At 59.4% G+C, this 23,939-nt stretch carries 22 protein-coding genes; 8 read left to right on the top strand and 14 right to left on the bottom strand.

From position 1 onward, the window contains the following. Window positions 1-70: 70 nt before the first annotated feature. Complete coding sequence (locus ACV7GQ_RS18215) at window positions 71-1,063, bottom strand: transposase (RefSeq protein ID WP_470313336.1); 993 nt, start codon at window positions 1,061-1,063, stop codon at window positions 71-73. A gap of 190 nt (window positions 1,064-1,253) precedes the next feature. On the opposite strand from ACV7GQ_RS18215, the gene ACV7GQ_RS18210 reads away from it, so the two are divergent. Then, window positions 1,254-2,117: an SDR family oxidoreductase gene (locus ACV7GQ_RS18210; RefSeq protein WP_470313335.1), complete on the top strand. Its 864-nt coding sequence runs from the start codon at window positions 1,254-1,256 to the stop codon at window positions 2,115-2,117. Further along, on the top strand, window positions 2,110-3,102 hold the full coding sequence (locus tag ACV7GQ_RS18205; RefSeq protein WP_470313334.1) for a patatin-like phospholipase family protein: 993 nt from the start codon (window positions 2,110-2,112) through the stop codon (window positions 3,100-3,102). Before ACV7GQ_RS18210 ends, ACV7GQ_RS18205 begins: the two co-directional genes overlap by 8 nt. Here the strand turns inward: ACV7GQ_RS18205 and ACV7GQ_RS18200 are convergent. Beyond that, window positions 3,087-4,112 (bottom strand): NAD(P)/FAD-dependent oxidoreductase, encoded by a 1,026-nt coding sequence (locus ACV7GQ_RS18200; RefSeq protein WP_470313333.1) that lies wholly within the window; start codon window positions 4,110-4,112, stop codon window positions 3,087-3,089. The genes ACV7GQ_RS18205 and ACV7GQ_RS18200 overlap by 16 nt on opposite strands. A gap of 130 nt (window positions 4,113-4,242) precedes the next feature. On the opposite strand from ACV7GQ_RS18200, the gene ACV7GQ_RS18195 reads away from it, so the two are divergent. Continuing rightward, window positions 4,243-4,782, top strand: coding sequence for a peroxiredoxin family protein (locus ACV7GQ_RS18195; protein WP_470313332.1), 540 nt, complete (start codon window positions 4,243-4,245; stop codon window positions 4,780-4,782). Window positions 4,783-4,790: 8 nt separating this feature from the next. On the opposite strand, the gene ACV7GQ_RS18190 is transcribed toward ACV7GQ_RS18195, so the two are convergent. Both ACV7GQ_RS18190 and ACV7GQ_RS18185 read right to left on the bottom strand, forming a co-directional pair. Beyond that, window positions 4,791-5,111, bottom strand: a complete 321-nt coding sequence (locus tag ACV7GQ_RS18190) for a DUF7521 family protein (protein WP_470313331.1) — start codon at window positions 5,109-5,111, stop codon at window positions 4,791-4,793. After that, window positions 5,111-5,470, bottom strand: coding sequence for a hypothetical protein (locus tag ACV7GQ_RS18185; RefSeq protein WP_470313330.1), 360 nt, complete (start codon window positions 5,468-5,470; stop codon window positions 5,111-5,113). Before ACV7GQ_RS18185 ends, ACV7GQ_RS18190 begins: the two co-directional genes overlap by 1 nt. Before the next feature lie 287 nt (window positions 5,471-5,757). Here ACV7GQ_RS18185 and ACV7GQ_RS18180 point away from each other — a divergent pair, with 287 nt between their 5' ends. Together ACV7GQ_RS18180 and ACV7GQ_RS18175 are read left to right on the top strand one after the other, a co-directional pair. Beyond that, on the top strand, window positions 5,758-6,744 hold the full coding sequence (locus ACV7GQ_RS18180; protein WP_470313329.1) for a hypothetical protein: 987 nt from the start codon (window positions 5,758-5,760) through the stop codon (window positions 6,742-6,744). A 7-nt stretch (window positions 6,745-6,751) separates the two neighbouring features. Beyond that, window positions 6,752-8,509, top strand: coding sequence for a carbamoyltransferase family protein (locus ACV7GQ_RS18175; RefSeq protein WP_470313348.1), 1,758 nt, complete (start codon window positions 6,752-6,754; stop codon window positions 8,507-8,509). On the opposite strand, the gene ACV7GQ_RS18170 is transcribed toward ACV7GQ_RS18175, so the two are convergent. From ACV7GQ_RS18170 to ACV7GQ_RS18155, 4 genes are all read right to left on the bottom strand, one after another. Beyond that, complete coding sequence (locus ACV7GQ_RS18170) at window positions 8,506-9,873, bottom strand: dihydrolipoyl dehydrogenase family protein (RefSeq protein WP_470313328.1); 1,368 nt, start codon at window positions 9,871-9,873, stop codon at window positions 8,506-8,508. The genes ACV7GQ_RS18175 and ACV7GQ_RS18170 overlap by 4 nt on opposite strands. After that, complete coding sequence (locus ACV7GQ_RS18165) at window positions 9,870-10,253, bottom strand: winged helix-turn-helix transcriptional regulator (RefSeq protein WP_470313327.1); 384 nt, start codon at window positions 10,251-10,253, stop codon at window positions 9,870-9,872. Before ACV7GQ_RS18165 ends, ACV7GQ_RS18170 begins: the two co-directional genes overlap by 4 nt. A 101-nt stretch (window positions 10,254-10,354) precedes the next feature. Continuing rightward, complete coding sequence (locus ACV7GQ_RS18160) at window positions 10,355-10,969, bottom strand: helix-turn-helix domain-containing protein (protein ID WP_470313326.1); 615 nt, start codon at window positions 10,967-10,969, stop codon at window positions 10,355-10,357. A 69-nt stretch (window positions 10,970-11,038) separates the two neighbouring features. Next, the gene (locus tag ACV7GQ_RS18155; protein WP_470313325.1) at window positions 11,039-11,263 is read right to left on the bottom strand and encodes a hypothetical protein; all 225 of its coding nucleotides are present in this window, start codon (window positions 11,261-11,263) and stop codon (window positions 11,039-11,041) included. Window positions 11,264-11,660: 397 nt separating this feature from the next. Between ACV7GQ_RS18155 and ACV7GQ_RS18150 the strand changes: the two genes are divergently transcribed. Both ACV7GQ_RS18150 and ACV7GQ_RS18145 read left to right on the top strand, forming a co-directional pair. Beyond that, complete coding sequence (locus tag ACV7GQ_RS18150; protein ID WP_470313324.1) at window positions 11,661-11,945, top strand: DUF7331 family protein; 285 nt, start codon at window positions 11,661-11,663, stop codon at window positions 11,943-11,945. Window positions 11,946-12,109: 164 nt separating this feature from the next. Next, window positions 12,110-13,156: a hypothetical protein gene (locus tag ACV7GQ_RS18145; RefSeq protein ID WP_470313323.1), complete on the top strand. Its 1,047-nt coding sequence runs from the start codon at window positions 12,110-12,112 to the stop codon at window positions 13,154-13,156. 157 nt (window positions 13,157-13,313) lie between these two features. Here ACV7GQ_RS18145 and ACV7GQ_RS18140 read toward each other — a convergent pair whose 3' ends face one another. Then, the gene (locus ACV7GQ_RS18140) at window positions 13,314-13,736 is read right to left on the bottom strand and encodes a hypothetical protein (protein WP_470313322.1); all 423 of its coding nucleotides are present in this window, start codon (window positions 13,734-13,736) and stop codon (window positions 13,314-13,316) included. Between the two features lie 662 nt (window positions 13,737-14,398). Here ACV7GQ_RS18140 and ACV7GQ_RS18135 point away from each other — a divergent pair. Beyond that, on the top strand, window positions 14,399-14,911 hold the full coding sequence (locus tag ACV7GQ_RS18135) for an HTH domain-containing protein (RefSeq protein WP_470313321.1): 513 nt from the start codon (window positions 14,399-14,401) through the stop codon (window positions 14,909-14,911). A gap of 1 nt (window position 14,912) precedes the next feature. Here the strand turns inward: ACV7GQ_RS18135 and ACV7GQ_RS18130 are convergent, their stop codons facing one another. From ACV7GQ_RS18130 to ACV7GQ_RS18110, 5 genes are all read right to left on the bottom strand, one after another. Beyond that, complete coding sequence (locus ACV7GQ_RS18130; RefSeq protein ID WP_470313320.1) at window positions 14,913-16,421, bottom strand: sodium:solute symporter family protein; 1,509 nt, start codon at window positions 16,419-16,421, stop codon at window positions 14,913-14,915. Beyond that, window positions 16,418-16,582, bottom strand: coding sequence for a hypothetical protein (locus ACV7GQ_RS18125; protein WP_470313319.1), 165 nt, complete (start codon window positions 16,580-16,582; stop codon window positions 16,418-16,420). Before ACV7GQ_RS18125 ends, ACV7GQ_RS18130 begins: the two co-directional genes overlap by 4 nt. After that, window positions 16,579-17,298 (bottom strand): hypothetical protein, encoded by a 720-nt coding sequence (locus tag ACV7GQ_RS18120; RefSeq protein ID WP_470313318.1) that lies wholly within the window; start codon window positions 17,296-17,298, stop codon window positions 16,579-16,581. The genes ACV7GQ_RS18125 and ACV7GQ_RS18120 overlap by 4 nt, the downstream gene beginning before the upstream one ends. A 179-nt stretch (window positions 17,299-17,477) precedes the next feature. Further along, on the bottom strand, window positions 17,478-20,297 hold the full coding sequence (locus tag ACV7GQ_RS18115; RefSeq protein WP_470313317.1) for a bacterio-opsin activator domain-containing protein: 2,820 nt from the start codon (window positions 20,295-20,297) through the stop codon (window positions 17,478-17,480). Between the two features lie 177 nt (window positions 20,298-20,474). Next, complete coding sequence (locus tag ACV7GQ_RS18110; RefSeq protein WP_470313316.1) at window positions 20,475-23,657, bottom strand: bacterio-opsin activator domain-containing protein; 3,183 nt, start codon at window positions 23,655-23,657, stop codon at window positions 20,475-20,477. Window positions 23,658-23,939: the final 282 nt, after the last annotated feature.

Here is a 23,939-nt window from a genome sequence, read left to right as displayed (position 1 = left end):
TTACACGGTCAAGAGAGAGTGCATACGAAACCGACTTCAATAACTTGTTGAGGGAGTCATAGAACTCTTGTCACACCGTGATGATCGTGCTTCCCGGATTGTCTCCGCGTTCGTAGTTGGTGATAGCGACAACGAGGCGAAGGCACAGAGCGAGGAAAACCTGCGCTCGTGCGTGGATGCGGCCTCGGGCGTGCGTTCGCCCGAGGCCGCAGTCCTTCACTGATTCGTTGGTACGTTCGACTCCTGTGCGGCGATTGTACGTCTCGTCTAGCGTTGATTGCTTCAGCTGAACGTCCTTGCTGTGTTTCTCGATGCGGTCTTCGACCCTGTACTCGATGTTTTTCGGGTCGTCGGTGTTTCGCGCGTTGTACGGGGCGACTGGCACGACCCCCGCGGCCAGCAGGTGGTCGTGCCAGTCGAGCGTATCGTAGGCGCTGTCACCGACCATCCAGATCGGCGTGGCGACGGCGAGTGCGTCACGTGTGACGCGCATCGCCGTCTCTTCTGGCGCTTGTTTGCTCTCGGTGAACTCTGCTGCAATCGGAATCTTTTGTGCGGTGGAGACGATTGTGCAGCCGTAGCCGTAGTAGTACTCTTCGTCGGTAGGATCGTAGCATTTCGACGCATCTTGGTCGTCAGGCATTGCCCTCACGTCGGTTGAATTGATGCAGTAGGTCATGTCGAGCAGGCCGCGGCGGGCGGCCTGCTCGACGAGGTGGGTGAAGATATCATCAACGACGTGTTCGAGGTCGGTGAGAAAGCGATCGACCGCGTCTCTTGACGCCGGTCGATCGAATCCACAGCTCACCCAGACAACCGTGTTTCGAAGCTCTCGTTCAACGGGACGAATGCCGTAGATGTCCTTGTAGTAGCAGTGGAGAAAGCCACGCATCAGCTCTGGTGGTTCGTGCTCTCGTGTTCGCCCCGTGTTCGCCGGGGCGAACACGTCGAACTCTTCGAGAAACTCGAAGGAGAGATGCTCGAACAGCGCCAGCGTTTCGGTCTCCACGACATTGAAGAACGAGTCTACCGAAGGATCATCTTGCAGGGTCGCTGAACTCATCCACCTCAGCGTTCACCCTGCTCTTTGGTGTGCTAATCGTTCTATGACACCCTCTACTTACCTAAAGTATCTCGCTAACTGCTAGCTCACCTCGCTCCTGTGACGAAACCGACGACGACGGATATTCGGCGTTACTCCAACGTGAGATGCAGTTATGAACACGAACTGTCTCTGTCTATCCGAGTACACGATGCCCGACCAAGAGATGGACTTATCTGCACCGGAGTTGACTCCTGACGACCTGCTTCGTATTGATGACCCATACTTCGTCACCGATTCCGTCGCACTGGTGACCGGTGCCGCGTCCGGTATTGGCCGTGCGACCGCCGTCGCACTGGCGAGCAATGGGCTGACGGTCGTCGGTGCCGATATCGATGCCGAAGGACTGGACGGGACTGGCGATGTCGTCTCCGAATTTGACGCCGATGGCGCGTTCCACGGCATCGAAACGGACCTGACGGACGACGAGGACGTAGAGGCGGTGGTCGAGGCAGCCGCCGAGGAAGGTGATCTTCGGTTCGTCGCGAACATCGCTGGTATGCAGCATATCGCCAGCATCGCGGAGTTCCCGATGGAAAAGTACGACCTCTTGCTCGACATCATGCTGCGATCGCCGTTCAAAACCGCGCAGGCAGCAATTCCCCACATCGAGGCGACGAACGACGGCGTCGGCGCAATCGCGAACATGTCTTCGGTCCACGGCCACTACGCGACGAAAGACAAACCGGCGTACATTGCTGCGAAACATGGTCTGACCGGCCTGACACGTGCTATCGCCGCCGAGGGTGACGGGACCCTCCGCGGGTTCTCTGTGAGCGTTGGATACGTGCTGACGCCGCTGATGGTCGATCAGATAGAGGATACCGCTACGGAGCGCGGGATCTCGAAGCAGGAGGTGATTGAGGAGGTGATGCTGGGACAGGCCCGCACCAAAGAAATGATGACGCCAGCAGAGGTGGCCAACCTCTTTGTGTTCGGCTTTTCTAGCCACGCGAAACACCTCAACGGTGGCGATTTATTATTCGATGGTGGTTACGTCCACACTTATGAGTGAAGAGCGTGACCCGACCCGAGTCGCCATTGCGTGTCAGGGTGGCGGGAGCCACACTGCCTTCACGGCAGGCGTCCTCCGAGAGATTCTGGCCCACTGGGACGACGACCGATACGACCTCGTCGGCATCAGCGGCAGTTCCGGTGGGGCGTTCAACGCACTCGCGATGTGGTACGGCTTGCTGACCGGCGACGCCGACGACGCGGCGGATATCCTCGAGGGCATCTGGTCAGACATGGCCGTCGACGGGCCGAGCGATCAGTGGCTCAACACCTGGGTGACTGGTCTCTCTCGGATGGAGAGTGCGGGTTTCGCCATTCCCTCGGTGAGTCCCTCACAGCTCCCGATGCCGGAACTCGGTAAGCAACGCATCCGCACCGTACTGGAGCGCTACATCGACTTCGACACCATTCCCGAGCTCTGTCAGCGCGACGTGCCGGATCTCGTCGTCGGGACAGTCAATATCAACGCCGGCGTGTTCGAGACGTTCACGAACGAGGACGTGTCCGTCGACGCGGTCTTGGCATCAGCGGCAGTGCCGAACCTTTTCGAGGCTGTCGAAATACACGGCCACTACCACTGGGACGGGCTGTTCTCGCAGAATCCACCGGTCAGCGACCTGATGGACCAGCCACCCGGCCGCAAGCCCGAGGAGCTGTGGGTGATTCAAGTGAACCCACAGACGTTCGAGGGTGAACCGACGACGAGTGAGGTCATCGCCGACCGGCGTAACGAGCTATCGGGAAACATCTCGCTCAATCAGGAACTGGGATTCATCGAGCGAGTCAACGGCTGGGTCGAGGACGGGAAACTCCCCGATGACGAGTTCACAAAGACCGAGATTCACCGCATCGAGATGGGGAAACGGTTCCACTGTTCGACCAAGGTAGACCGCGACCCGGCGTTCCTCGACGAACTCCAGGAGTTGGGTCGGAAGCGCGCTCAGGAGTTCCTCGACCGACGGGACGCGACTCAGTCCCCGCCGTAGGTGTGGAAGTCGACGGCCTGTTCGAGCAGTTCGTCCGGGATGCCCGGCACTTCTTCGGAGCGCACCGGTCCCTGTTCGTCGAGCAGTTCGGGGTCTCGTGGGAAGTCACGGAGTTCGAAGTGGATGTCGATGCCGGCCTTCGCGCCTTGCCCCAGCGCGACCGGGAGTTGGTTGTGGCCCGGCGTCATATCCCCGACCGCGTAGACGTTCTCGACGCTGGTTTCACCGTGATCGTCGACGGCGACAGTCCCGTCGTCGTTGATGTCACAGCCGAGTTCGCGGGCCAGACCGTTGTTGTACTCGGCGCCGTACATCGCGAACCCACCCTTGTACTCTCGGACCGTTCCGTCTTCGAACTCGAGGGCCTTCAGCCAGCCGTCCTCGCCGTTCTGGACGCCGGTCACGTCCTCGTGAACGACGTCGATGGGGTGTCGGTCGAGCATGCCGTCCGTCTCGTCGCTCCACTCGGGGTCGTGGCCACGCGTGAGCAGGTCGACTTCGTCGGTGAAGTTCAGCATGATGCCGGCGACGTGGGCGGCGCTCTCGGCATGGCCCATCACGTACACCGATTCGTCGACGAACATGTGGGCGTCACAGTGCAGGCAGTAGTGGAGCCCGCGACCGGTCCGGGGCAATGGTGGCTCTGGCCGGATGTCGTTGAACCCAGTGGCGAGAACGACTGCCTCGGCGTCGTACTCGGCGCTGTTACCCGTCAGCCTGATGTGGCCGTCTTCGGTGGGTGCACACGACTGGACCATGTCCTGCTGGAGGTCACAGCCGTACTCCTGGAGTTGCTCACGGCCAATGTTGAGAAACTCCATGCCGCTCGTCTCCTCGGTGACCCCGAGCAGGTTGTGGACCTCTTGCATCATCGCGGCGCGGCCGCCGCCACGGTTGACTACGGCTGTCTGGTGGCCGAGCCGTGTGGCGTACAATGCTGCAGTCATCCCTGAGGGGCCACCGCCGACTACCACTACGTCGTACTCGTAGCGTGACTGATCGTCACTCATGTGTACACAATAGAGATGATTTGAATAAAAACCTAGACATAGCGGAATCCTGATAACGTCACCCTTGCTCCGTTACGTCCGGCTTACTCCGTCTTTCATACGCATCCAACACAAACTGTAAGCCGTACCTATGACCCCTGATACGTCCGCAATACCAGATTTTGAACTCCCGAACGTCGGTGTTGGTCCGGACTCTCTCTCATTGAGCGACGTGGACACAGCCACGGATTTCGCGGTCCTGCTGTTTCTACGGGATTATCACTGCCCCAAATGCAAGACACAGGTCGAGTCGATGGTTGAGGAAGCGCGCCGATTCAACGAACTCAACGCCGCAATCGTACCGATTCTGCCAGAACCGGTTGAGAGAGCCCGGTCGTGGAAGGAGAACTTCGAGGCCGAATTCCCGTTTCCACTGCTGGCCGACGGTAACAAACGCGTTGCCGAAGCGTACGACCAGCCGACCCAGTACGGTCCCATTGGCTCGCTCCACGACCTCATTGGTCGTCTCCCACAGAGTCTCGTCCTGGACCTTCGGGGCGAGGCTCCCGAAGTGGTGTTCACCCATCGTGGCGACGCTGTCGGCGACAGACCGTCCGTGTCGGAACTGATCGACCAAGTTGAGTCGGTACAGGAGTCGTTCGTGTTCGACTGCTCGCTGGTCGACTGCTGATTGTGTCGTCAGTCCCGGTTCCTGACTTCGGGCGTCTCCGTCTCTGTCGGTCGCCCACCGGTGCCGGGTGCATATAATGAAACGACGATGAGCGACATGCCCAGACCCACGAATCCTGTCTGAATCGCGCCAGAGAGCAGTGTCGAAAAGTGGAACACGTCGTAGCAAATGCCTTCGAGGACCGATCCAACGCTGAGAAGCGTGAATCCGCCCGCAACGAGTAACATCCGCTGGCTACGTTCACGACGGGCAGCCCGATACCCTTGCAGTGCGATTACCAGTCCGAGCACGACGATCAGGGCCTTCGCGGCAAGCAACCCGAGGAACATCAGTCCAACCCCGGCTGCATCGCGTCCCAGATTGTCCGCAGACGGTCCGGTGCGTCATCACGCCTGTCGATATCAATCGCTAGGTCGCCGTCGTCGAGACTGACCTCGAGACGATCCAGATTCGACTCGAACCGTCTGTAATGATTGCCATCGGACTGCAGTTCTGTTCGCTCGCGAAGAAGACCGAACTCGAGTAGGTCCTCGATACGTCGATAAATAGTCGCTAGCGATGCGTCACAGTGTGGTTCCAACGACTGAGCCGAAGTCGGCTCACAGTCGGTTACGATCAGAATCTGTTTCACGACGTCGTCGCTGAGTAGGTCGAGTATGTGGTCGTTCGACCCCTCTATTCCGGCCATACAGTGCAATCCACTCAGGGCTCCGTGGACTTACTTAATACCTGTATAAAAAAGCGATTCATCCGTTCTGGTGTGAGTAGTTCCCCCGGTGAGGCGCGTTCGCACCGGCTGCGAACGCGCTCCCCGATTTATCTTCGACAGCGTTCTTCACCTAAATGTGAGCGCCGACGCGGCCAAACCGGCTCGCTCTAAGAGTAATAAAATACACTCATGCAGATACAGCACACCTCGCCAACAGTCATTCTCGAACAGCACGCTGAACCAGTCGTCACGTCGTCGGAGGACCGATGAACGACAAGCATCCAACTCGGAGACGCGTACTATTGGGCGCGGGCACGCTCGTCGGATTGGCGGGTTGTAGCGGGCTCGGCACTGAGGAGTCGGCGACGCCAGAGACGGAGACGACTCCTCGGGAGGCCACGGATACCCCGTCACCGACTGAGACGGCATCCCCGACGCCGACGGAAGAGGAAGCCCCGGGATACATCGAGGATCACTGGCACGGACGTCTCTTTTTTGAAATCGACGGCGACATCGTCGATTTCGCCCAGCCGAAGTACTACCTGGACAACATCGAGGACGAACGCCCGGAGACGGTGTACTTCCACTTTCATGAATCCGCCCACGCGCCGAACGAGTGGAGCAACGAGAAGCAAGTGGTCACGTTCGGTCGCGCACTGAACCTCTTGCCCGGCATCGAGTACACCCAGCGTGACGGTGACCACGTCATCGGTTATGAAGGGTCGACCTATGACGGCACCAACGACGGGACGGACGTGTCGATACACCGCGGCACCGAACGAATAGACCCGACGACCTACGAAGTAAAAAACGGTGACAACTTCTGGGTCAGCGTCCGGACAGCGGACGGTTCGACAGACGATTCCGAGCGGTCCGGACAGCTCGTCGTCGACGTGAACAACCGTCGACTGAACGAGGGCGGCGAGATCTTCAGTGGCGTCGACACTGGTAGGTTCGAATTCCGAGACGACGGCGAGCAATACCGGTGGTACAACACCGGGGATCCAGTGACGGTGGCCGAAGCGCTCGGAGCGCTACCGAACGTGGAGTACAGACAGGATGGCGCCGGCGAGCACGTCTTCGAATACGGGGTTGGCGGCGACTACGGCGGCACCTATCACGACGCCGCTGACGCGACGGAGATACTCGTCCGTCAGCGGGCAACTGCGGTTGATCCGACGACGTACGAACTACAGGACGGCGATGTCATCTGGGTGTACGTCCACACCGAGAGGGCACCCGACAACCACTGATACGACTATGAGTACCTACACTTTGGCCTTCAAACCGGCAATCGGGCTGTACGGTCAACACGACCCAAGCGCAGCGCTCTTCGAGGACGGAGACCTCGTTTTCGCCGTCGAGGAGGAACGACTCTCGCGGGAGAAACACGCCGTCGACACCTTCCCGGAGCGTGCCATTCGGGCAGCGCTCGATTACGCCGGCATCGACTTGCCGGCGGTAGACCGCGTGGTACTCCCGTACGACCCGTCGCTGCGGTCGAACATTCTCTCCCACTACGTCCGCGACGCGGTTCGGGTGGACGGGCCATTGCGGAAGCTGACCGCGATAGAGAACGTCGTCAAGACGCAACTAGAGAGTCGCTTCGCTCCGACGCGGCGCATTGAGTCGCGACTGGCAGATATCGGAACCCCGGTACCGCCGATAGAGACCCGCTCGCATCACGCGTCTCACGCCGCGAGCGCGTTCCACCCATCGGGGTTCGACGACGCGCTCGTACTCACCGTTGACGCCAAAGGCGAGTACGACGCGACGGTCGTCTGGCACGGTGACGAGGACGGGCTGGAACGGGTCCGGACGTACGAGCACCCCAACAGCCTGGGGCTCTTCTTCGCCACCATTACAGAGTATCTGGGTTACCGTATGTTCAACGGCGAGGGGAAAGTGATGGGACTCGCACCGTATGGCGAGGACAACCCCGACATCGAAGCCACGCTCCGCTCGCTCGTCGACACCGGTGTCGACTACGACGTGACTGAACTCACCCGGCGCTGGGGCACCGGATACGGAATCAGACGGCTCGAAGACGCCTTCAGTCGGGACCGGAAAGACACTCCAGAAGAGTTTACGCAGTGGGATCGAGACCTCGCACACACCGCACAGAAACTCCTCGAGGAGACGGTGCTGGACATCGTTGAGCGACAGGCCGAGGCGACCGGAACCGCGAACCTCGCCCTCGCTGGCGGCGTCGCGCTGAACTGTAAATTAAACAAGCGCCTCCGGGAGTCGCCGACCGTCAACGAAATGTTCGTCCAGCCGGTCGCACACGACGCCGGACTGGCACTCGGTGCGGGACTGCTCGACCAGCGACCGTCAGAGGTGCCGACGATGGAGACGGTCTATTACGGACCGTCGTACGACGCGGACGACATCCGGACCGTCCTTGAGACGAACAAGATTGCCTACAGCGAACCTGACAACGTGGAGCGCCACATCGCCGAACGTCTCGCTGACGGCGCGCTGGTCGGCTGGTTCAATGGACGCCTCGAACTCGGGCCGCGCGCGCTCGGCAACCGGAGCATTCTGGCCGATCCACGGAGTATCGACTCACGAGACAGAGTAAACCGGTACGTCAAACACCGGGAGGAGTGGCGGCCATTCGCGCCCTCGATGCTCGAAGGGGCGGTCGAGGAATACCTCGTCGACGGCGAACGGGCCCCATTCATGATTTCGGCGTTCGACGTCAGGCCTGAGAAGCGCGGCGAGATTCCGGGCGCCCTCCACCCTGCTGACGACACGACGCGGCCCCAAACTGTCAATGCCCGTCAGAACCCACGGTATCACCGCCTCATCTCCGAGTTCGAGGAACTCACCGGTGTCCCGGTCGTGCTGAACACCTCGTTCAACGACCACGCCGAACCGATTGTCAACAACCCCACCGAGGCGTTGAAAGACTTCTTTGGGATGGGACTGGACGTGCTGGTCCTTCAAGACTTGGTTGTTACAAAAACGGACGCGATTATCAAGCGCGAATCGCGCTTTGTTCAGTCGCTCTAGAGCGGAACATCGTCGAACGCGTACTCGACGACCTTGTTCAGCGTCGGATGGGCGTGGATAGTGTCGGTGATGTCCGAGACGTGTCTGGACCCGGCCCGCATCGCCACGACAGCCTCGTGAATCATCGTCGTTGCCTCGTAACCAAGCGCGTGGACACCAAGAATATCGCCGTCGGGAGCGGCCAGCACTTTCACGAACCCGTCGTCGAGTTTCTTCGCCCGCCCCATGGGCGTGTCCGGCAGGTCCGCGCGGCCGACGACGTACTCGCGGTCGGCGTCCGCTAGGTCGGCCTCCGTCTCGCCGACCCCGGCCATCTGTGGCTCGGTGAAGATGGCGTGGGGCATCGCCGTGAAGTCAGCCACCCTGTCACCGTCGTGGACCACGTTCTCGATGGTGACCTGCGTCTCGTAATCTCCGGAGTGTTTGAACATCGCGTTGTCGGCGATGTCGCCCTGCGCCCAAACCCCATCAGCCGATGTCTCTAGTCTGTCGTTCGTGACGATGAATCCGTTGTCGTCGGTCTCGATGCCAGCGGCCTCCACGCCCAGCGTATCGGTGTTGGGACGGCGGCCCAGCGCCACCAACAGATCTTCACCGGACACAGCGACAGTCTCCCCGTCCTCGGTCTCGGCGTGGACCGTCACGCTGTTACCGTTGCTCTCGACGCTGGTCGCGCGGTGGCCGGTGTAGACCTCGTGGCGCTCACTGGCGATGTCTGTGAACGTCTCGGCTACGTCCGGGTCCTCTCGGGGGACCAGCGTCTCCATCATTTCTACGATGGTCACGTCGGTACCCAGTGACTCAAAAAAGTACCCAAGTTCGACCGCGATGTATCCGCCGCCCAAAATAACGAGTGATTCTGGCTGGTCCCGGCGGTAGAGCGCGTCCTGACTGGTCATGTACTCGACCTCGTCGAGTCCGTCGATAGGGGGAACGAGCGGCCTGCTACCGGCGGCGACGACGACTTTGTCGGCGCTTATGCGCTCGCCGTCGATCGCGACAGTTCGTTCGTCGACGAAGGTCGCTTCGTGCTTGTACAACGTCAGATGCTCTTTCTGACGGTAGCTGTCTTCCATCCCCTCGGCCAGCGGGGAGAGCGTCTCATCCATGTCGTCGATGATAGCCGCGTAGTCGATGTCGTCTAGCGAGGCGTCGACGAAGAATTTCTCCGCGTCTCTAACGTGATTCGCGGCCGTCGCCGCCTGTATGAGCATCTTCGACGGGTTACACCCGCGATTCAGGCAGGTCCCGCCGAGCGGACCGGGCTCGACTAGTGCCGTCTCCAGCCCCGCGTCGGCGGCCGCCGCCGCGACGTTGTTGCCAGTTCCGCCGCCGATGACAATCACGTCGTAGTGGTTCGTCATTGGTCACCCTCCGCCAGACCGTAGGTGGCGTCCCAGCGGACGATTGCGTCGACGACTTCCTCGAGAGCGCTTCCACGCTCGGTCAACGAGTACTCGACGCGAACCGGTTGGTCGCTGACGATGTTTCGGCTGACTAACTCCTCGTCTTCGAGCGACGAGAGACTCTCTGAGAGCATCTTCGAGGAGACTCCATTGAGGCGGTTTTTCAACCCGCTGAATCCCAACGGACCGTCCTGCAAGAGGTAGTAGACGATTCGGAGGTGCCACTTACGGCCGAGGATATCGTGGGCGGCTCCAAATGCCGACTCCGGATCGGAAAAATTCGCTCTTCCGGTCGTTTCGGTTCGATTCCACGTGGCGGTCGGCGATTCGGAACTCATACTGTATCCGGACAATGAATTGGAACGCTTCTTAACCCATCTCGGATGCACACCGAGGCCCCAGTTCTCCGACAGATATTTATATTAGAATAGCACCCGACCTATTCGCCGGTCTCCACGTCTGAGAACCGTTCCCAGAACACGGCGTCTAGCCCTTCGTCGTAGTCCTCATTCTGATAATCCGATTTCGTTAGATTGGCCTCTTCAATTAGGCTGGCAGCCTCGCCGGCCCATGTATAAAATCCCACGAGTGTATCTTCACGCATCTTTTCGAGGTCGATAGAATGATAAACGTTGACGAATCCTCCGGATTCACGGTTAAGTTGTGTCTTCTCAAGCAGGCCGAACTCGACGAGTTCGTTGAGATACGTTCTGACAGTCCCCTCCTCGTAATCAAGTCGGTCGGCCAACTCGCTCGGTGACAGAGGTCCGTCGCCAATGACACACAAACAGATATCCAGCCCCGGTTTGGGAAGGCCGAAGGCGTCGAGCAACACCTGTCGAACGTCCGGTGGGCGAATGTCGAGACGCGACTCCATAACTCGCTCCATCGTTTCACCGTGGCAAGTCATTCCGCCGTCACAATCCTGCATCGTGAGAACGACGTTGTTGCAGTCCACACAGCGGTAGATAGCGTACTCGCGGTCCATCAGATCTACTTCCCGTCGGCTGTTGTCGTCGCCAGAACCCCAATCCCGGGTCTTGTTTTCACTCATAATTTGATGTTCCTCTTCCGGATGGTATCATACCATTCTACCACTGACGTAATGAAAGTTCTAGTCAGCTCACTCGTCAACGACGTCGACAACGACGTTTTTTAGTTCGACGTCTAGTTCGAGGAACTCCCTCCCCGTTTCTGTGGGACGGACCCCTTCTCCCGTCCGCTCAACGAACTCGGACCGACAGAGCGTGTTCAAAACGGGTATCACGCGATCGGGTGTCGTTTCGGCCGCCTCTGCGATGGTGTGTGTAGAGACTGGCTGGCCGGTACTCTCGTACACGTTGTACACCACTTCTAGAACACTATCCGGAGATATAGCCATTTTAGGCACCAGTCGATACGTTGAGATAGAGTCAAGCCCGTTCAAATAGATTACTTACCCGATTGATATGGACTTACGTTGAATAAACTCGCCGGAATCCGACAGGGTCTGTTCTGATAGTCACCGGCCACGCATCGGAACCGACTACGGTTACGCTGCACCGTGTCCTCTACCCTCGCTCAACCAGTGACGACGGGAGACTGACCGTCGATAGGTAAGGTCACTCTCGAAGAGGGAATACTCACCCGAAGGTAGCAGTGTTTCCGGGCCGTAATTCCGTTTCTATCGATATCTGAATATATTTGTCCACTATTCTTTGACCGTACATTTATATTACCACGTTACGGCGTCCGAAAGTCCATGTATGTGGGCATATGATGACGACGTAACGGTATTACCACTAAGTTCGGGACCAGTTAAATGTATCAAGTACGTAGTTACAGCTACACCAGAATATTGGTTGAGAACAATGTCAACGAAAACTAGCGACCCCGCTGACCGACTTCCGACCGCAGGTCCAGATACCGGAACGTTCGACCGCTACAAGGCAGTGACTACGGACGACGACGAGTTCCTCATTTACGACGTCGAATCAGACGACGCGTGGATTCAATCACAGGTAGCACTAAAACTTGAGACGTACCGGTAGTGGACAAAGTGCATCTGTGCGATGATTGTGTCTCGAACGATGTGGGCACCGCTACCGGACCGGTCACCACTTGGCCAGTCAGTTACCATGAGAAAACTGTCTTTTCCATCGAAAATACGGCTACGACACAGTTACTAAATAGTTATATTAACCGGGAGAATACTGTGAACAGCGGCAACCGTAGCACACAGTGTAATCGTGGCCTCGCGAGGATAGAGCCGAGACCACAGCACCAGGAGCTCGAAACCATGCGTAAACTATCACGACGGACGGTAATCGGACGATTCGGGGCGGCAGTCCTAGGCATCGCGAGTGTCGGCACCGGCGCGGGGCGTTCGACCGACGACGTACACGATGCCCTCGAAGAACTCTACGAGTCGTTCGTGGACCTCGAAGCGGAGGTAGAGAGCACAGTGAACGTACTCGATGAAATCGACGTCGAACGGGATTTTGACCCGAGCGATCTACCCGATTTCGACGACGAACTCGGCAGTCCTGATTTCGACGGATTCTCTGAGGGACCGGATTTCGACGGCGAGAGTCCGTCTCCCGACTTCGACGGCGGAGACGACACGCCGGGTCTTGACGACGTCGACGACGACCTCGTCATCAACGGCGTCCCGGTCGGGCAGATGGAATCGCTGGACCAGGTCAACGAGTCGGTGCTCTCCCAGTTCGACGGTCGGGTCATCGTCAACGGCGTGCCCCTCGGACAGGCGAGCGAAACCCGTACTGAGACGGCGAACGATTCGGCCGCGACTGCAGGTGCAGACCTCAGCGGTGGGACGACCAACGGCACCGCAAATGGGGCTTCCAATAGCAGCGAACAGGCTGTCGCCGACGGCGTCGGAGGCGACATCTCGGGGAACGCCACCGGCAGTCGCCAGAGCCATAGCGACGAGCAGACGGTGGCCATCGAAAGGATTCGAGCCCGGACGGCCCTCGCCGACGTTCGCGAGGAGGTCGCCGAGGTAGCCACTGTCCTTGACGAAATCAGGACCAGCCAGCACACTATCGTACGACAAGAGAGTCAACGGGCCCACGCACTGCTCGAAGAGGTTCAGAAGGCCGTCGACACGACCGAGCAGCGACTCGGGGCTAACCGAGGCGGTCTCGTCGAACCGATGGAGCGAGTGGCGAACCAGCTAAACGAACGGATCGACCATCTCGAAGAGCTACTGGGCGACTTCGACGACGGGTTCGGGCCTTGAGAACCCGAGTCCGAGTCACGTCCCAAACCCCTGCCGGTTAACCGTCCCTTGTCCGACTACTGACCGGGGTTTGGTGTCGAAAAATCACGACCAGCAGACAGGAGCCGTCAGCGAGGACGTCTCGGGTCGAGAGTAGTATTGCCGGACGACCGAATCCTCAGGACTTTTCGCCTCGTTCTGCCGGGTCCGTTCGGAATTCGGGGTCAGTCTCGTTGAACTCGGTCCGGAAGTCGGAGTCAATATCTTCGTCGAACTCGACGTCGAAGTCCGGGTCGACCTGCTCACCGCTCGCGACAGTCTCGTTGGAGTCGCTATCCATCGTCGGTCGGTATTTCCACTCATCGCCGTTGCACGGGCTAGCGGTCCCGATCATACATATACCGAACTCGTCGGATTCCTGCTCAACGGTCGACGATTCGTTTTGAAACTGTAGTGCGTCTCCGGGGTTGGTCGGTGCATCGCTCGGAACCGCGAGCGACCGTGCACTCACCGTACCCATTATGGAGACACCTACGACCAGTAACGCGACAGCGATCGCCGCCGATTGGACGACTATCCGAGTATGTCTGTCTCGAATCATAGGTTGGAATTGTGCGTACGTACTACAAGGGTGCTCAGTATCAAATACCTAATACAACTGCCCGGTAACGTGGTATCTCGATAGTCAGTCACGGTAGCAACTTCACAGCGTTAGTATCACAGGCGACCATGACTCAGATGTCGTCGATCACCATCTTCCGCGTCAAAAGAAAACCGCGATGGCACACACGTTTTAGCCGGAGCGTGGTTGGGGGATAGGGATGACAGTGACGTTATGAGCACGCCAGTCGGCAAGGGTAGGGGGATCCGACATTTGAGACGTTCGTGCGTACCATTTGTTTCTTGGACTGTGGGATATTTTATTGTTTTGTACCGAAGAGTAATCGGGTTACCGATAGATCAGAACGTCATAACGAGGGGTCGCTGGTTCGGTGGGAGACCCCACTGGGACTCGCGGCTACAGTCTTTGGGCTCGATACCCCTATGTGCTAAGGTACGCTCTTTTTATTAATCCCCATCAACAATTCGTGTTGATTACGTATGGATAGTAGACAAATCACGCACATGCGGATTAACGCTGTGCGGCACGAATTGAATGGTGAATTCGACAAGACCGGTCGACAACTGCGACCCGATGTCTCCCACGGTCCGACGGCCGGAGGCCTCTATCAAAAAAAGAGGCTGGAATTATAACCCTGAACGATGGTCGACTTTGGTGACTACGACACGCTGTCCGTGACAGTCTGGCTGCGCCAAGCAGGGTCTACTACCAGCGACCGGTCAGAGCTTTTGACCCGCCTCCGAGAACTGGAACGTGATGGGGTCATCCAGGACCTTTCGGTGAACAACTGGAGCAAACAGATCGAATGTGATCCGGAGTACCGAGTGCACGGGTCTAACGAGGAGATACGGCACAGACTCGCGGAGTTTCAGGACTGGGCCGACGCAGAGGGCCACGAGCTAGAGCCCGCGTTTCGGTGGTGTAAGACGACGTCGCTAGCCACGGACGAGACGAAGGAAGTGGTCACCCTCCCCGTGACGTGTATCGAAGTTCGTGGTGACGGCGAGTTGCTTGCGGTGTTTCCGTGTACGAGCGACGGAAATACGAACAGCGTCGCTGATTGTGTTACTGGGCTAGAGAAACTCCAAGCTCATGCAGACGACTCCGCCCCGGAGCAAGCGGAGTCGACAGGCCGTCCCTCGTCAGGCAGGTGATTTACCGGCGGTCAGTTGCATCCTCCCCGACGTCGAAAAACGACGAGAGTGACCGCATCGAAGGGGGAGAGGTCACGAACGAGACAGCGACGAAGGCGAGGAGACTGGCCAAGACTCCGGGAACTACCGGGTCACCAACTAGCGCATCCATTGTCGTAGGAACGAAACTGTAGATCTCGGTCCCGACGTGCCAGACGACGACAGTCGAGAAGCCCGCCGTCATACCCGCGATGCCACCCTGCGTGGTCGCCAGCTTCCAGTGCAGTCCGAGGAGAAATGGGACGGCGAACGTGCCGCCCATCAGTGAGGCCTGTAGGATGGCGATGAACTGAACGAGCCCACCGACGAGTTCGCGGTTCAAGACGAGTACGGCCGGGGCTGTGCCCGTGAGAAGGACGGCCAGTCGGTTCACGATGAGCTTCTGGCGTTCCGTCGCGGACTGATGGACTAGTTCCCCATAAATATCGTGAGCGAGTGCCGACGCTGAGACGAGCATGATGGAGTCAATGGTGCTGAGCGTCGCCGAGAGGATGGCGGCCACGAACAGTCCGCCCAGTACCGGGCCGAGCAAGTTCAGCCCCATGACGACGCTGGCAAGGTCCGGCGTCCCGAGTGTCGGGAACATGGTTCTGGTCGCGAGGCCCAACACACCGATGCCGACAGCGACTATCGTCTGGATCACGAGTGTGACGACGATAGACCGGCGGACAGTGGCCTCGTCGCGCATGGTGTAGAACCGGGTGATTGCCCGCGGCGAGGAGAGCCGCACGAGCGCGAACGCCACGATGAAGCCCGCGATATCGTTGGTTGCGAAGGACTGACCGACAAGCGACGGATCGAGCGAACTGAGCATCGCCTCGAGGTTTGACAACCCACCGACGACGTTCAGTGCGATGGGAAGTGCGGCGAGTGAGCCACCCACCATCACGAGTACCTGCAGGAGGTCGGTGAGGACGCTGGCTCGCATCCCGCCGAACATCGTGTACGCGACCGAGAGGACGACCATCGCCGCGACGCCGAGGGTTTCTGGAATGCCGAGGACGGCTTTGAACACCAGCGCGCCGGCGGTCACCTGCGCCGTCAGAAACACGGTGTAGACGACGACGATGAAGAACGCGCCGAGCAAGCGGGCGTAGTCCCCGTCGGCCCCGTCGTCGGCGTACCGCTGGGCTAAGTAGTCCGGGACGGTCATCCGGCCGAGGTGGCGCATCTGGGGAGCGACCCAGAGCAGCGATGTCAGCCAGCCGAGCCACAGCCCCGTCCAGACCCAGATGAACCCGACTCCGAACAGGTAGTGGATGCCGAACGCGCCGACGAACGTACCCGCGCTCATCTGCGTTGCCGACAGCGTCGCTCCGCCGAGGAGCGGTCCCACCTCGCGGCCGGCGACTAAGAAATCCGCCTCGTCCTCGGTCCGGGTGTAGCTCCGGAACCCAATAAGAGTGATTGCGAGCAAGTAGGTGCCAACGACGACGAAAAACAGCGTGCCCGGCGTCGACTGGACGGTCACTTGGTGTCCCTCCCGGGGCCTGAATAGCGAGTGTTCGTCGGACTTTCGCTGGTGTCATCCCACTCTCCGCGGGCGTTCTCGCGTCTAGCCAGCAGGAACGCGACCGCCACGTGTGCCAACGCGACGAGGAGGAACGCGGCGAGTTGCTCGACGAGCGTCACGACTCCCCTCCTCCGTCGGTATCGCGTCTGACCACGACCAGCCAGATGCCAGCGATGCCGATGGTCACGGCGATGCCGGTCAGTGTCCGAACGTCGTTGGCGGAGCCCACGCTACCGTACCGGACCGCCAGAAATCCGGGCGGTTTCCTGAGCCGGAACGTCGACACTCGGCCACTGTCACGACGGCTGTCGACCGTGGGGAACCGAGCGTGCGTGAGTCGGTTTCCCTCGGCGAGGGAGAGCCGGATGGAGACCGTTCGGTCAGTGCCGGACACCCCCTGATTCGGGACCCACAGCGGGACCACGAGGTCCGTCGACGCCGGGACAGTGTAGGACAGCCGCAGCGAAACGCTACTGTTCCCGGTCGAGATCGGAATGCTGACGGTCAGGTGTTTGGCCGCCGGTTCGATCACTGGGTCTATTTGCCGTCGGTCGATCCAGACGGTGATGTTATTGACCGGCGCACCCTCGAACGTCCACATCGTCCCGTTGATCCACGACCGGCCGACACCGGTGTCAGTTCCTAACCGGTCGAAGCGATAGGTCGCGACGACGTCGGCGTCGGTCCTCACATCAACCGAGACGTTTATATCCCCCAATCGAGCTCCTGCGGCGGTGCCGCCGCTCTGTCCTGCTCCTGCCGCCGGCGTCACCGCTAGTCCGGCCACAGCCGCGGCGAGTATTAACCCGAGGCTCGCCGAGGCGAGCGGTCGCATACGCATATCCTAGTCGCTGCCCCGCGATTGTAGTGGACAATCAGTCCCTCTACCACGTCTTCTCCGGGATCACGTCGCTCTCAGTCGGACTCTCTGAACGAGGACGTGCCGTACCGACTCCCCCATATGATGTTCTATTGACGATTTCGATATCGACAGCAGAACATATAATATTCCGGTTACGTTTGCTCACTCGGCAGTCGGTCCTCCCGTGCATCGTCGTGCAGCACTGTGCCGATGAGCTGGCGGTGTGCGGACCGGAGGTGCTGGTGGAGCGTCGCCGAGGAGATACCCATCGACGACGCTATCTCTTCGCCGGTACTCTCACGCGGCCACGCGTAGTACCCGGAAAAGTACGCGGAGGCGACGGCCGCCCGTTGCTTGTCGGTGAGTTGTGACTCGACGTGGTCAGTGAAATCCGCCGCGGTCTTGACAGGCCGCTCGACCTCCCGCTTCGCGACGAGTTCAGATTCAGAGTTGTACTCCGCGTAAGCTTCGACAACGTCACGGATCTCTGTCGTCTGCGGGGCCTCCACGATGAGCGTGCCCACGCCGCGGTCGGCCTCGGCCTGCTCCGTTGTCGCGCCATACTCCATCATCACTTCCGCGCCGCAGGTCTCTCGTTTGACTTCCAGCACGCACTCCTCGTCGTGCTCGGAGACGATTCGGCAATTCATAACGGACTCGAGTTCCGACGTCACGTCCCGAGCCCGCTCGGAGTCCACACCGGAGAGCTGGAGATAACTCAGGTACGCCTCTTCGTTCGCTCTGACAGTCTGCTGGATGCGGCAGTGGCATTCCAGTTCCGCCGAGACGGCCACCGCGAGACAGGAGCGATCCGTCACCTCGAACTCGAGCTGGACCGCCTCGTCTGAGAGGAGCAACTCACGGTTTTGGACGGCTTTGAGCGCGAAGCCGATGATGTCGCCGAGCACTTCGAGACTCCTCGTCCCGATTGTCTCGAACGCTTTTTTACCTGTAGCGTCGACGACTAGGATGCCAAACATCCGATCGTCGTGTCGGATCGGAACGGCGGCCATAGCCTCGACAGCATCGGGCGACTCGTCCGTCCCATCGCGGACCTGATACCGCCGGTCGCTGACGACCTCTCCGGTCTCGAGCGCCTCCTCGACGATACCGCTACTCATGACGCCCAGCGGAACGCCCTCGACGGCGTCGAAATTCCAGCCGTCGACGCCGGCCGTAGCAGTCGTCGACAATCCATCGCCGGTTACGGACAATTCGCCGATCCACGCGCTGCGGTACAGCGTCGACTCCGCGAGCCGCTCACATACCTCGCGCTCGATACGCTCCCGAGACCGAGCCTGGAAGAGATCGCTGACGAGGTCGTGGACCAGCTGGTTTATTTGATTGACCGTCTCCAGTTGGTCACGCCGCTGACTGAGATCTTCGGTCCGGTTCCGGAGCTCGCTCTTGTGTTTCGCTCGCGTAAGTGCTGCCTCAACGTTCGCAGCCAGCATTTTTATTCCCTCGATGTCGATGTCCGAGAACGACGCCATCTCTGTACTTCCGACAGTGAGCGTCCCAAACTCACCCAGCGGGACATGGACGCTGGCCGCGATGGGCGTCCCAGCCAGTTGTTCGGACACGTCGGCAGGCCGCTTGACCAGCTCTTTGCGGCGGTACGCCTGCCCGGCGAATGTACCTTCGAGGTCACAGGCCGGCCGGGAGTTCATCAGGTCATCGGCTGTCTCTGTCGCTGCTACCACATTGAGGTTCTCGGTTTCTTTGTCGAGCAGACGGACGCAGGCGACGTCGCAGTCGAAGAGTTCTTTGACGGTATCGACGCCGACATTGGCGATGGTCTCGCAGTCTTTCGATTGTATCAATTCCCTACTCGCCCGATTAAGCAGTTGTAGGTGATGTTGGTCGAGGCCGCCCGAATCCTTACGATCACTGACATCTTTGACGACGCAGACGAATATTCCGGAATCGAGCCGCCGAAGCGTGACCTCTTGCGGGAACGTCGTCCCGTCGGCGCGCTCACCGATCGCTTCGCCCCGCCAGCTACCCTCTCGGCGAGTCTCGGGGAGGATAGTCGTCTCGAACCGGTCCGTTTCACTGTCACTGTATAGCTCCTGCCAACTCTCACCGATGAGGGCCGCCGGATCGTCATAGCCGTAGATGTCTGCGTGTGCCTTGTTGGCGAACTTGAACGTCCCCTCGTCGTCGAGGAGGGCGATCCCCTCTGTCGCCGCCTCGACGGCTGCAGCGAGGTCCTGTCCACGCCTGTCTACGGTCGCGTCACGCTCGGCGTGGACTAGCACTCGGTGGTGCCCGTTAATTTCGATAGGGGACGCAGTGACATCGACGGGAATGGCGCGCCCATCGGTCCTCTCAACGCACAACTCACCGTTCTGTTCCTCGCTCCGTAGCCGCCCGAACAGTGCCTCAACTTCGTCTTCACCGTCTCCGAACAGCGCCGAGACGGACCGGCCGACGACGGCATTCGTGCCCCCGGCGTCGAGGAGATCAACTGCGCTCTGGTTGCAGTCGTCGATCGTCTCGCCAGCCGGACCAAGAACGAACACGGGGGTCGGGCTCTGGTCGAGCACTCGTCTGAGTAGATTTTCAGACTCCACGGCGTCGCCAGACCGATCGGCCGCCAACGACGTTTCCTGTATCGTGACGGTGATATATGTCTGACCGTCGTATTCGACGGTCGTCGCGGAAAAGAACGCCTCTACCGGTTGGCTGTCGCTGTCGATCAGATCTACCCGCCGCGCCTGTGAGTCCGGTTCGGCAGTGTTCTGAACAGCCACGCTGCGGACAGTCTCGATGGGGCTCGTATGTGTGTTTGGAAACAGTATGTCGAGCGGTGCGTCGATCAAACGCTCAGGCGTGTAGCCGAACGTTTCCTCGACTGCCGCGTTAGCAAAGACAATTACACCCCGGGAGTCTACTGTGACGATACACTCCGTAGTTCGGGTCACCACACCCTGAAGAAACGGAGCTTCGTACGACGATGGCGTGGACATAGTGGATTGGTTATAGTCGTTACAGTAACAAATTTGGGCCTAATTGTTTTACGCAGGTGTTTGTGGACCTCTGACGGTCTCTGGAGACGGTTCATGTAGACATCTTTTTGCCCTGTCACGAGGCATGGTGATGTCGTCGGTCGGCCCGAGTATTGGGAGTCCGTTCCCGACCGGTACCTATTCGAACAGCGTGGACAGCAATTTCCACTCGGCCAGTCGGAGATGCTGGTGGAGCGTCGACGAGGAGATTTCCAGCCGATCAGCGACTTCCTCGGCCGTACTCTCGCGGGGCCAGTCGAAGTAGCCGGCCTCGTACGCGTTCTCGAGAACGGCCTGCTGGCGGTCAGTTAATTTACCTTCGATAGTCTCCCGGAACTCGCCAACACTCTTTCCACCGCGCTTGCGCTCACGCTTTGCGACGAGTTCGGAGTCGGGGTACAGCTGCTGGAACCTGTCGACGACGTTACGGGTGTCCGCGCTTTGAGGGACTTCGAGGACTACTTCGCCCTCACCTTGCCTGCCAATAGCGGTCTGGATACTGGCGCCAGTGGTCGCAAGTTCCTGTGCGAGCGCCCGCGTCTGAATCAACTCGAGTAAGCACTCCGCATCGTTCTCGCTGACCAGTTCGGCACGCTCGACGCTGTCGAGTTCTTCCGCCACCGCGGCCGGGTCTTCCGAATCGGTATCCTTTATCCGGAGGTAACAGCGGACACTCCCGCCGTCCGAGGGTTCGGCTATCTCGAGCCGACAGTTGCAGTCAAGACGGTCGGATACGGCGACGACGAGACTACTGGGGTCCCGGACCTCGAACCTGAGCTCCGTTATACGATTCGACAGCAACACCTGTCGGTTCTGGACGGCGTTGATGGCGAATCCTGCTGTCTCACCGAGCAGTTCGAACTCCTCTTTCGGGCTTCGTTTGAACGTCTCGGAGCGAGTGGTTTTGAGTATCAGAACGCCGTAGATGCGCGTGCCGTACGAGAGTGGGATGGCAGCGACTGTCTCGAACCCCTCTAACTCACTGAGAACGATATCCGAGGCCGCGTCCATCTCCTCGTCAGATACGCGATACTGTCGGACTGTCTCGACGTCGCCGGTCTGGACTGCGTTCAGGACCGTGTCCGCACCGGCCTTGAACAGGTCGATGCCCGCTGTCGCCTGCAGTGTCTCGGCGTCGGTCCCTGCGCTGGCCCGTGGAATAATTTCTTCCGTCTCTCTGTCGACTTCACCGACCCACGCGTACTCGTAGAGGCCTGACTCAACGAGGCGCTCACAAATAACGGTCTCTATCTCGTCGCGGGTCGCCGCGTCGACTAGCGACTGGATAATCTCTCTCACGACGGTGTTTATCCGGTTGACCCACGTCAGTTCGTCTCGCCCGTCGCGGAGTTCCTGCTCGCGCTCCAGCCGTTCGAGGGCGATTCCCAGTGCAGTTCCCAACAGTCTGACGAACTCTACGACGTCATCGTCGGGCGTCTGTCCGACATCCATAAGTACGGACAGGGATCCGTAGTCCCGCAGTGGTACATGCAGGCTCGCGTACGCTGACGCTTCAGCGGCCGGTCCGTTTTCGTCGGCCGATTTGATAACTGGTTCACCACGTCGGTACGCCGTGCCCGCGTAGGTTGCGTCGAGATCGTAGGCGGGCCGTGACTCCAGTAGTGACTCGGCACTGTCAGTCATTGCATCGAGTTCGAGCGTGTTCGCTTCCCGGTCGAACAGCCGTATAGCAGCCACATCGAACGGGAGACAGTCCGTGACGATATCAGTCCCGAGTCGAGATATCTCGTCCCAGCTTTCGGCCTGCATCAATTTTTGATTCAGTTCGTTCAGCGCCTTGAGACGTCGCTCCTGTGCCTTTCGGTCACTGATGTCAGAACAAACGTTCACGTACCCTCCCTCGTCGAGTCGCGTCAGTGCGACGCCGAGGTCCACGGTACTGTCGTCGCGACGGATACCTGTCAGCTCCCCCCGCCAAGCTCCCTCGTCGGTAACTGATGGGATGACCTCGGTCCGCATCCGTTCGACGCTGTCGTCGTCGAGGAGCTCCTGCCACCCCCGCTGGACAAGTGACTCACGGTCTTCGTATCCGAAGATATCGGCGTAGGCAGGGTTCACGTAGACGAATTCGGCGTCCTCGTCGAGTATCGCGATGCCGTCGTTAGCGGCCTCCACTGCGGCCGACCGACGGCGCTCGGTCCGCTCGCTCGCGAGCCGGTCGAGCGCTGTCTCGGCGTTACCAGCGACGATTCGAAGCAGGCTCCGAATGGTAGAGGTGAGTTGCCCGCTCTCTGTAGCGCCGACCCCCAAGAGACCGTGTTCACCGAGCGGCAACAGGAACCGGCTCTCGAGCGAGAACTCGGGGTGCGCCGGGTTCCCGATGGCCCCGTAGTCCGAGATGAACTGTTGTTCACCGGTATGGAACGCATCCATCTCGACAGTTTCCGGTTCGATATCGAACTGCGTCCCGATGCGTTCATCAGCGACCATCGCCTCGATTTCGTCGCTGACCTCGACCGGCTTCAGACGGTCTGTCTCCGGGTCAGGTACCCAGAGCGCTGCCGCTGGACAGTCGAGGACACGCTGGACGATGTTGAGAACGACCGTAGCTACTTCTGTAACCGACTCGGCGGTGATCAGTTCACTCGTGGTCTTCGTCAGCGCTTCGAGTCGAGCCTCGTACTCTGTCTGTTCCGAGATGTCCCTGACGCTGGCCAGAACGTACGAACTCCCCGCAGTATCGACTCTCGTCGCAGACACCTCTGCCGGAATCCGAGTGCCCTCACAGGTGTGGCAGCTCAGATTGTCTGTCCATCCCTCCCCGGCTTGCATGATACGGTCGACGAACGAGTTCAACCGGTCCATATCGTCGGGGTGGACATCCTCGAGAGTGAGCGACAGGAGTTCCTCTCGGTCGTAGCCGAGCAGTGAACACGCGCGCACGTTGCAGTCGACGAACGTACCGTCTTCCGGGTCGAACACGAGGATAGCGTCGTTGACTGTCTCGAATGCCTCCCCACCAATCGCCTCCCGAAACGCGTCTCCAGAGGGCCGTTCCCAGCCACCACGTTCGATAGAGAGAGCGAAGAATCGCCGTTCGTTTTGCGCACTCTCCGAGAGAGACACCGACAGCGGTCCATCTTGCCCACGCACCGTAACTGTCTCGCGATGTGACTCCCCATGGGTGAGAGGTCGGTCGCGCAGTTCGTCCAGCGATAGCCCATCCGTGCCGTTTGAGAGCACACTATCGACCGACTGTCCTTCGATAGCGGTAGTATCGACGTCGAGTAACTCACCGGCAGATTCGTTCGCGTACACTACCTGACCAGTTTCGTCGGCCACGAGGATACTCGTAGTCATATCGTCGACTACCCGCGTCAGGAATTCAGACTGAGTTTGATTATTTAGTGACATACACTCATCATCCCATGGCTGTTCGGATATCTGTCGGCGGCTGCTCGAGATCAGACGCTCCAAGTTCCACAACAAATAATAATTCTATCAACATATATAGTTCGTCCCCTTATGTTTCTCGTTCGCACAGTCGTCGGACATGGATTTATACGGGTGCGTTTCCGATTCCAAAACGCGAATAGAGTCACAGTCTGTTCCTCTGAGTATTATTTTACTTACTATGATGTT

Source organism: Haloarcula sp. MBLA0163 (assembly GCF_055632435.1).
This window is presented reverse-complemented; position numbering and strand designations above follow the sequence as displayed.

Coding starts and splice junctions, on each gene's coding strand:
- ACV7GQ_RS18215 (WP_470313336.1), bottom strand. CDS start 1,063: ATGAGTTCAGCGACCCTGCAAGATGATCCTTCGGTAGACTCGTTCTTC.
- ACV7GQ_RS18210 (WP_470313335.1), top strand. CDS start 1,254: ATGCCCGACCAAGAGATGGACTTATCTGCACCGGAGTTGACTCCTGAC.
- ACV7GQ_RS18205 (WP_470313334.1), top strand. CDS start 2,110: ATGAGTGAAGAGCGTGACCCGACCCGAGTCGCCATTGCGTGTCAGGGT.
- ACV7GQ_RS18200 (WP_470313333.1), bottom strand. CDS start 4,112: ATGAGTGACGATCAGTCACGCTACGAGTACGACGTAGTGGTAGTCGGC.
- ACV7GQ_RS18195 (WP_470313332.1), top strand. CDS start 4,243: ATGACCCCTGATACGTCCGCAATACCAGATTTTGAACTCCCGAACGTC.
- ACV7GQ_RS18190 (WP_470313331.1), bottom strand. CDS start 5,111: ATGTTCCTCGGGTTGCTTGCCGCGAAGGCCCTGATCGTCGTGCTCGGA.
- ACV7GQ_RS18185 (WP_470313330.1), bottom strand. CDS start 5,470: ATGGCCGGAATAGAGGGGTCGAACGACCACATACTCGACCTACTCAGC.
- ACV7GQ_RS18180 (WP_470313329.1), top strand. CDS start 5,758: ATGAACGACAAGCATCCAACTCGGAGACGCGTACTATTGGGCGCGGGC.
- ACV7GQ_RS18175 (WP_470313348.1), top strand. CDS start 6,752: ATGAGTACCTACACTTTGGCCTTCAAACCGGCAATCGGGCTGTACGGT.
- ACV7GQ_RS18170 (WP_470313328.1), bottom strand. CDS start 9,873: ATGACGAACCACTACGACGTGATTGTCATCGGCGGCGGAACTGGCAAC.
- ACV7GQ_RS18165 (WP_470313327.1), bottom strand. CDS start 10,253: ATGAGTTCCGAATCGCCGACCGCCACGTGGAATCGAACCGAAACGACC.
- ACV7GQ_RS18160 (WP_470313326.1), bottom strand. CDS start 10,969: ATGAGTGAAAACAAGACCCGGGATTGGGGTTCTGGCGACGACAACAGC.
- ACV7GQ_RS18150 (WP_470313324.1), top strand. CDS start 11,661: ATGTGGGCATATGATGACGACGTAACGGTATTACCACTAAGTTCGGGA.
- ACV7GQ_RS18140 (WP_470313322.1), bottom strand. CDS start 13,736: ATGATTCGAGACAGACATACTCGGATAGTCGTCCAATCGGCGGCGATC.
- ACV7GQ_RS18135 (WP_470313321.1), top strand. CDS start 14,399: ATGGTCGACTTTGGTGACTACGACACGCTGTCCGTGACAGTCTGGCTG.
- ACV7GQ_RS18120 (WP_470313318.1), bottom strand. CDS start 17,298: ATGCGACCGCTCGCCTCGGCGAGCCTCGGGTTAATACTCGCCGCGGCT.
- ACV7GQ_RS18115 (WP_470313317.1), bottom strand. CDS start 20,297: ATGTCCACGCCATCGTCGTACGAAGCTCCGTTTCTTCAGGGTGTGGTG.
- ACV7GQ_RS18110 (WP_470313316.1), bottom strand. CDS start 23,657: ATGACTACGAGTATCCTCGTGGCCGACGAAACTGGTCAGGTAGTGTAC.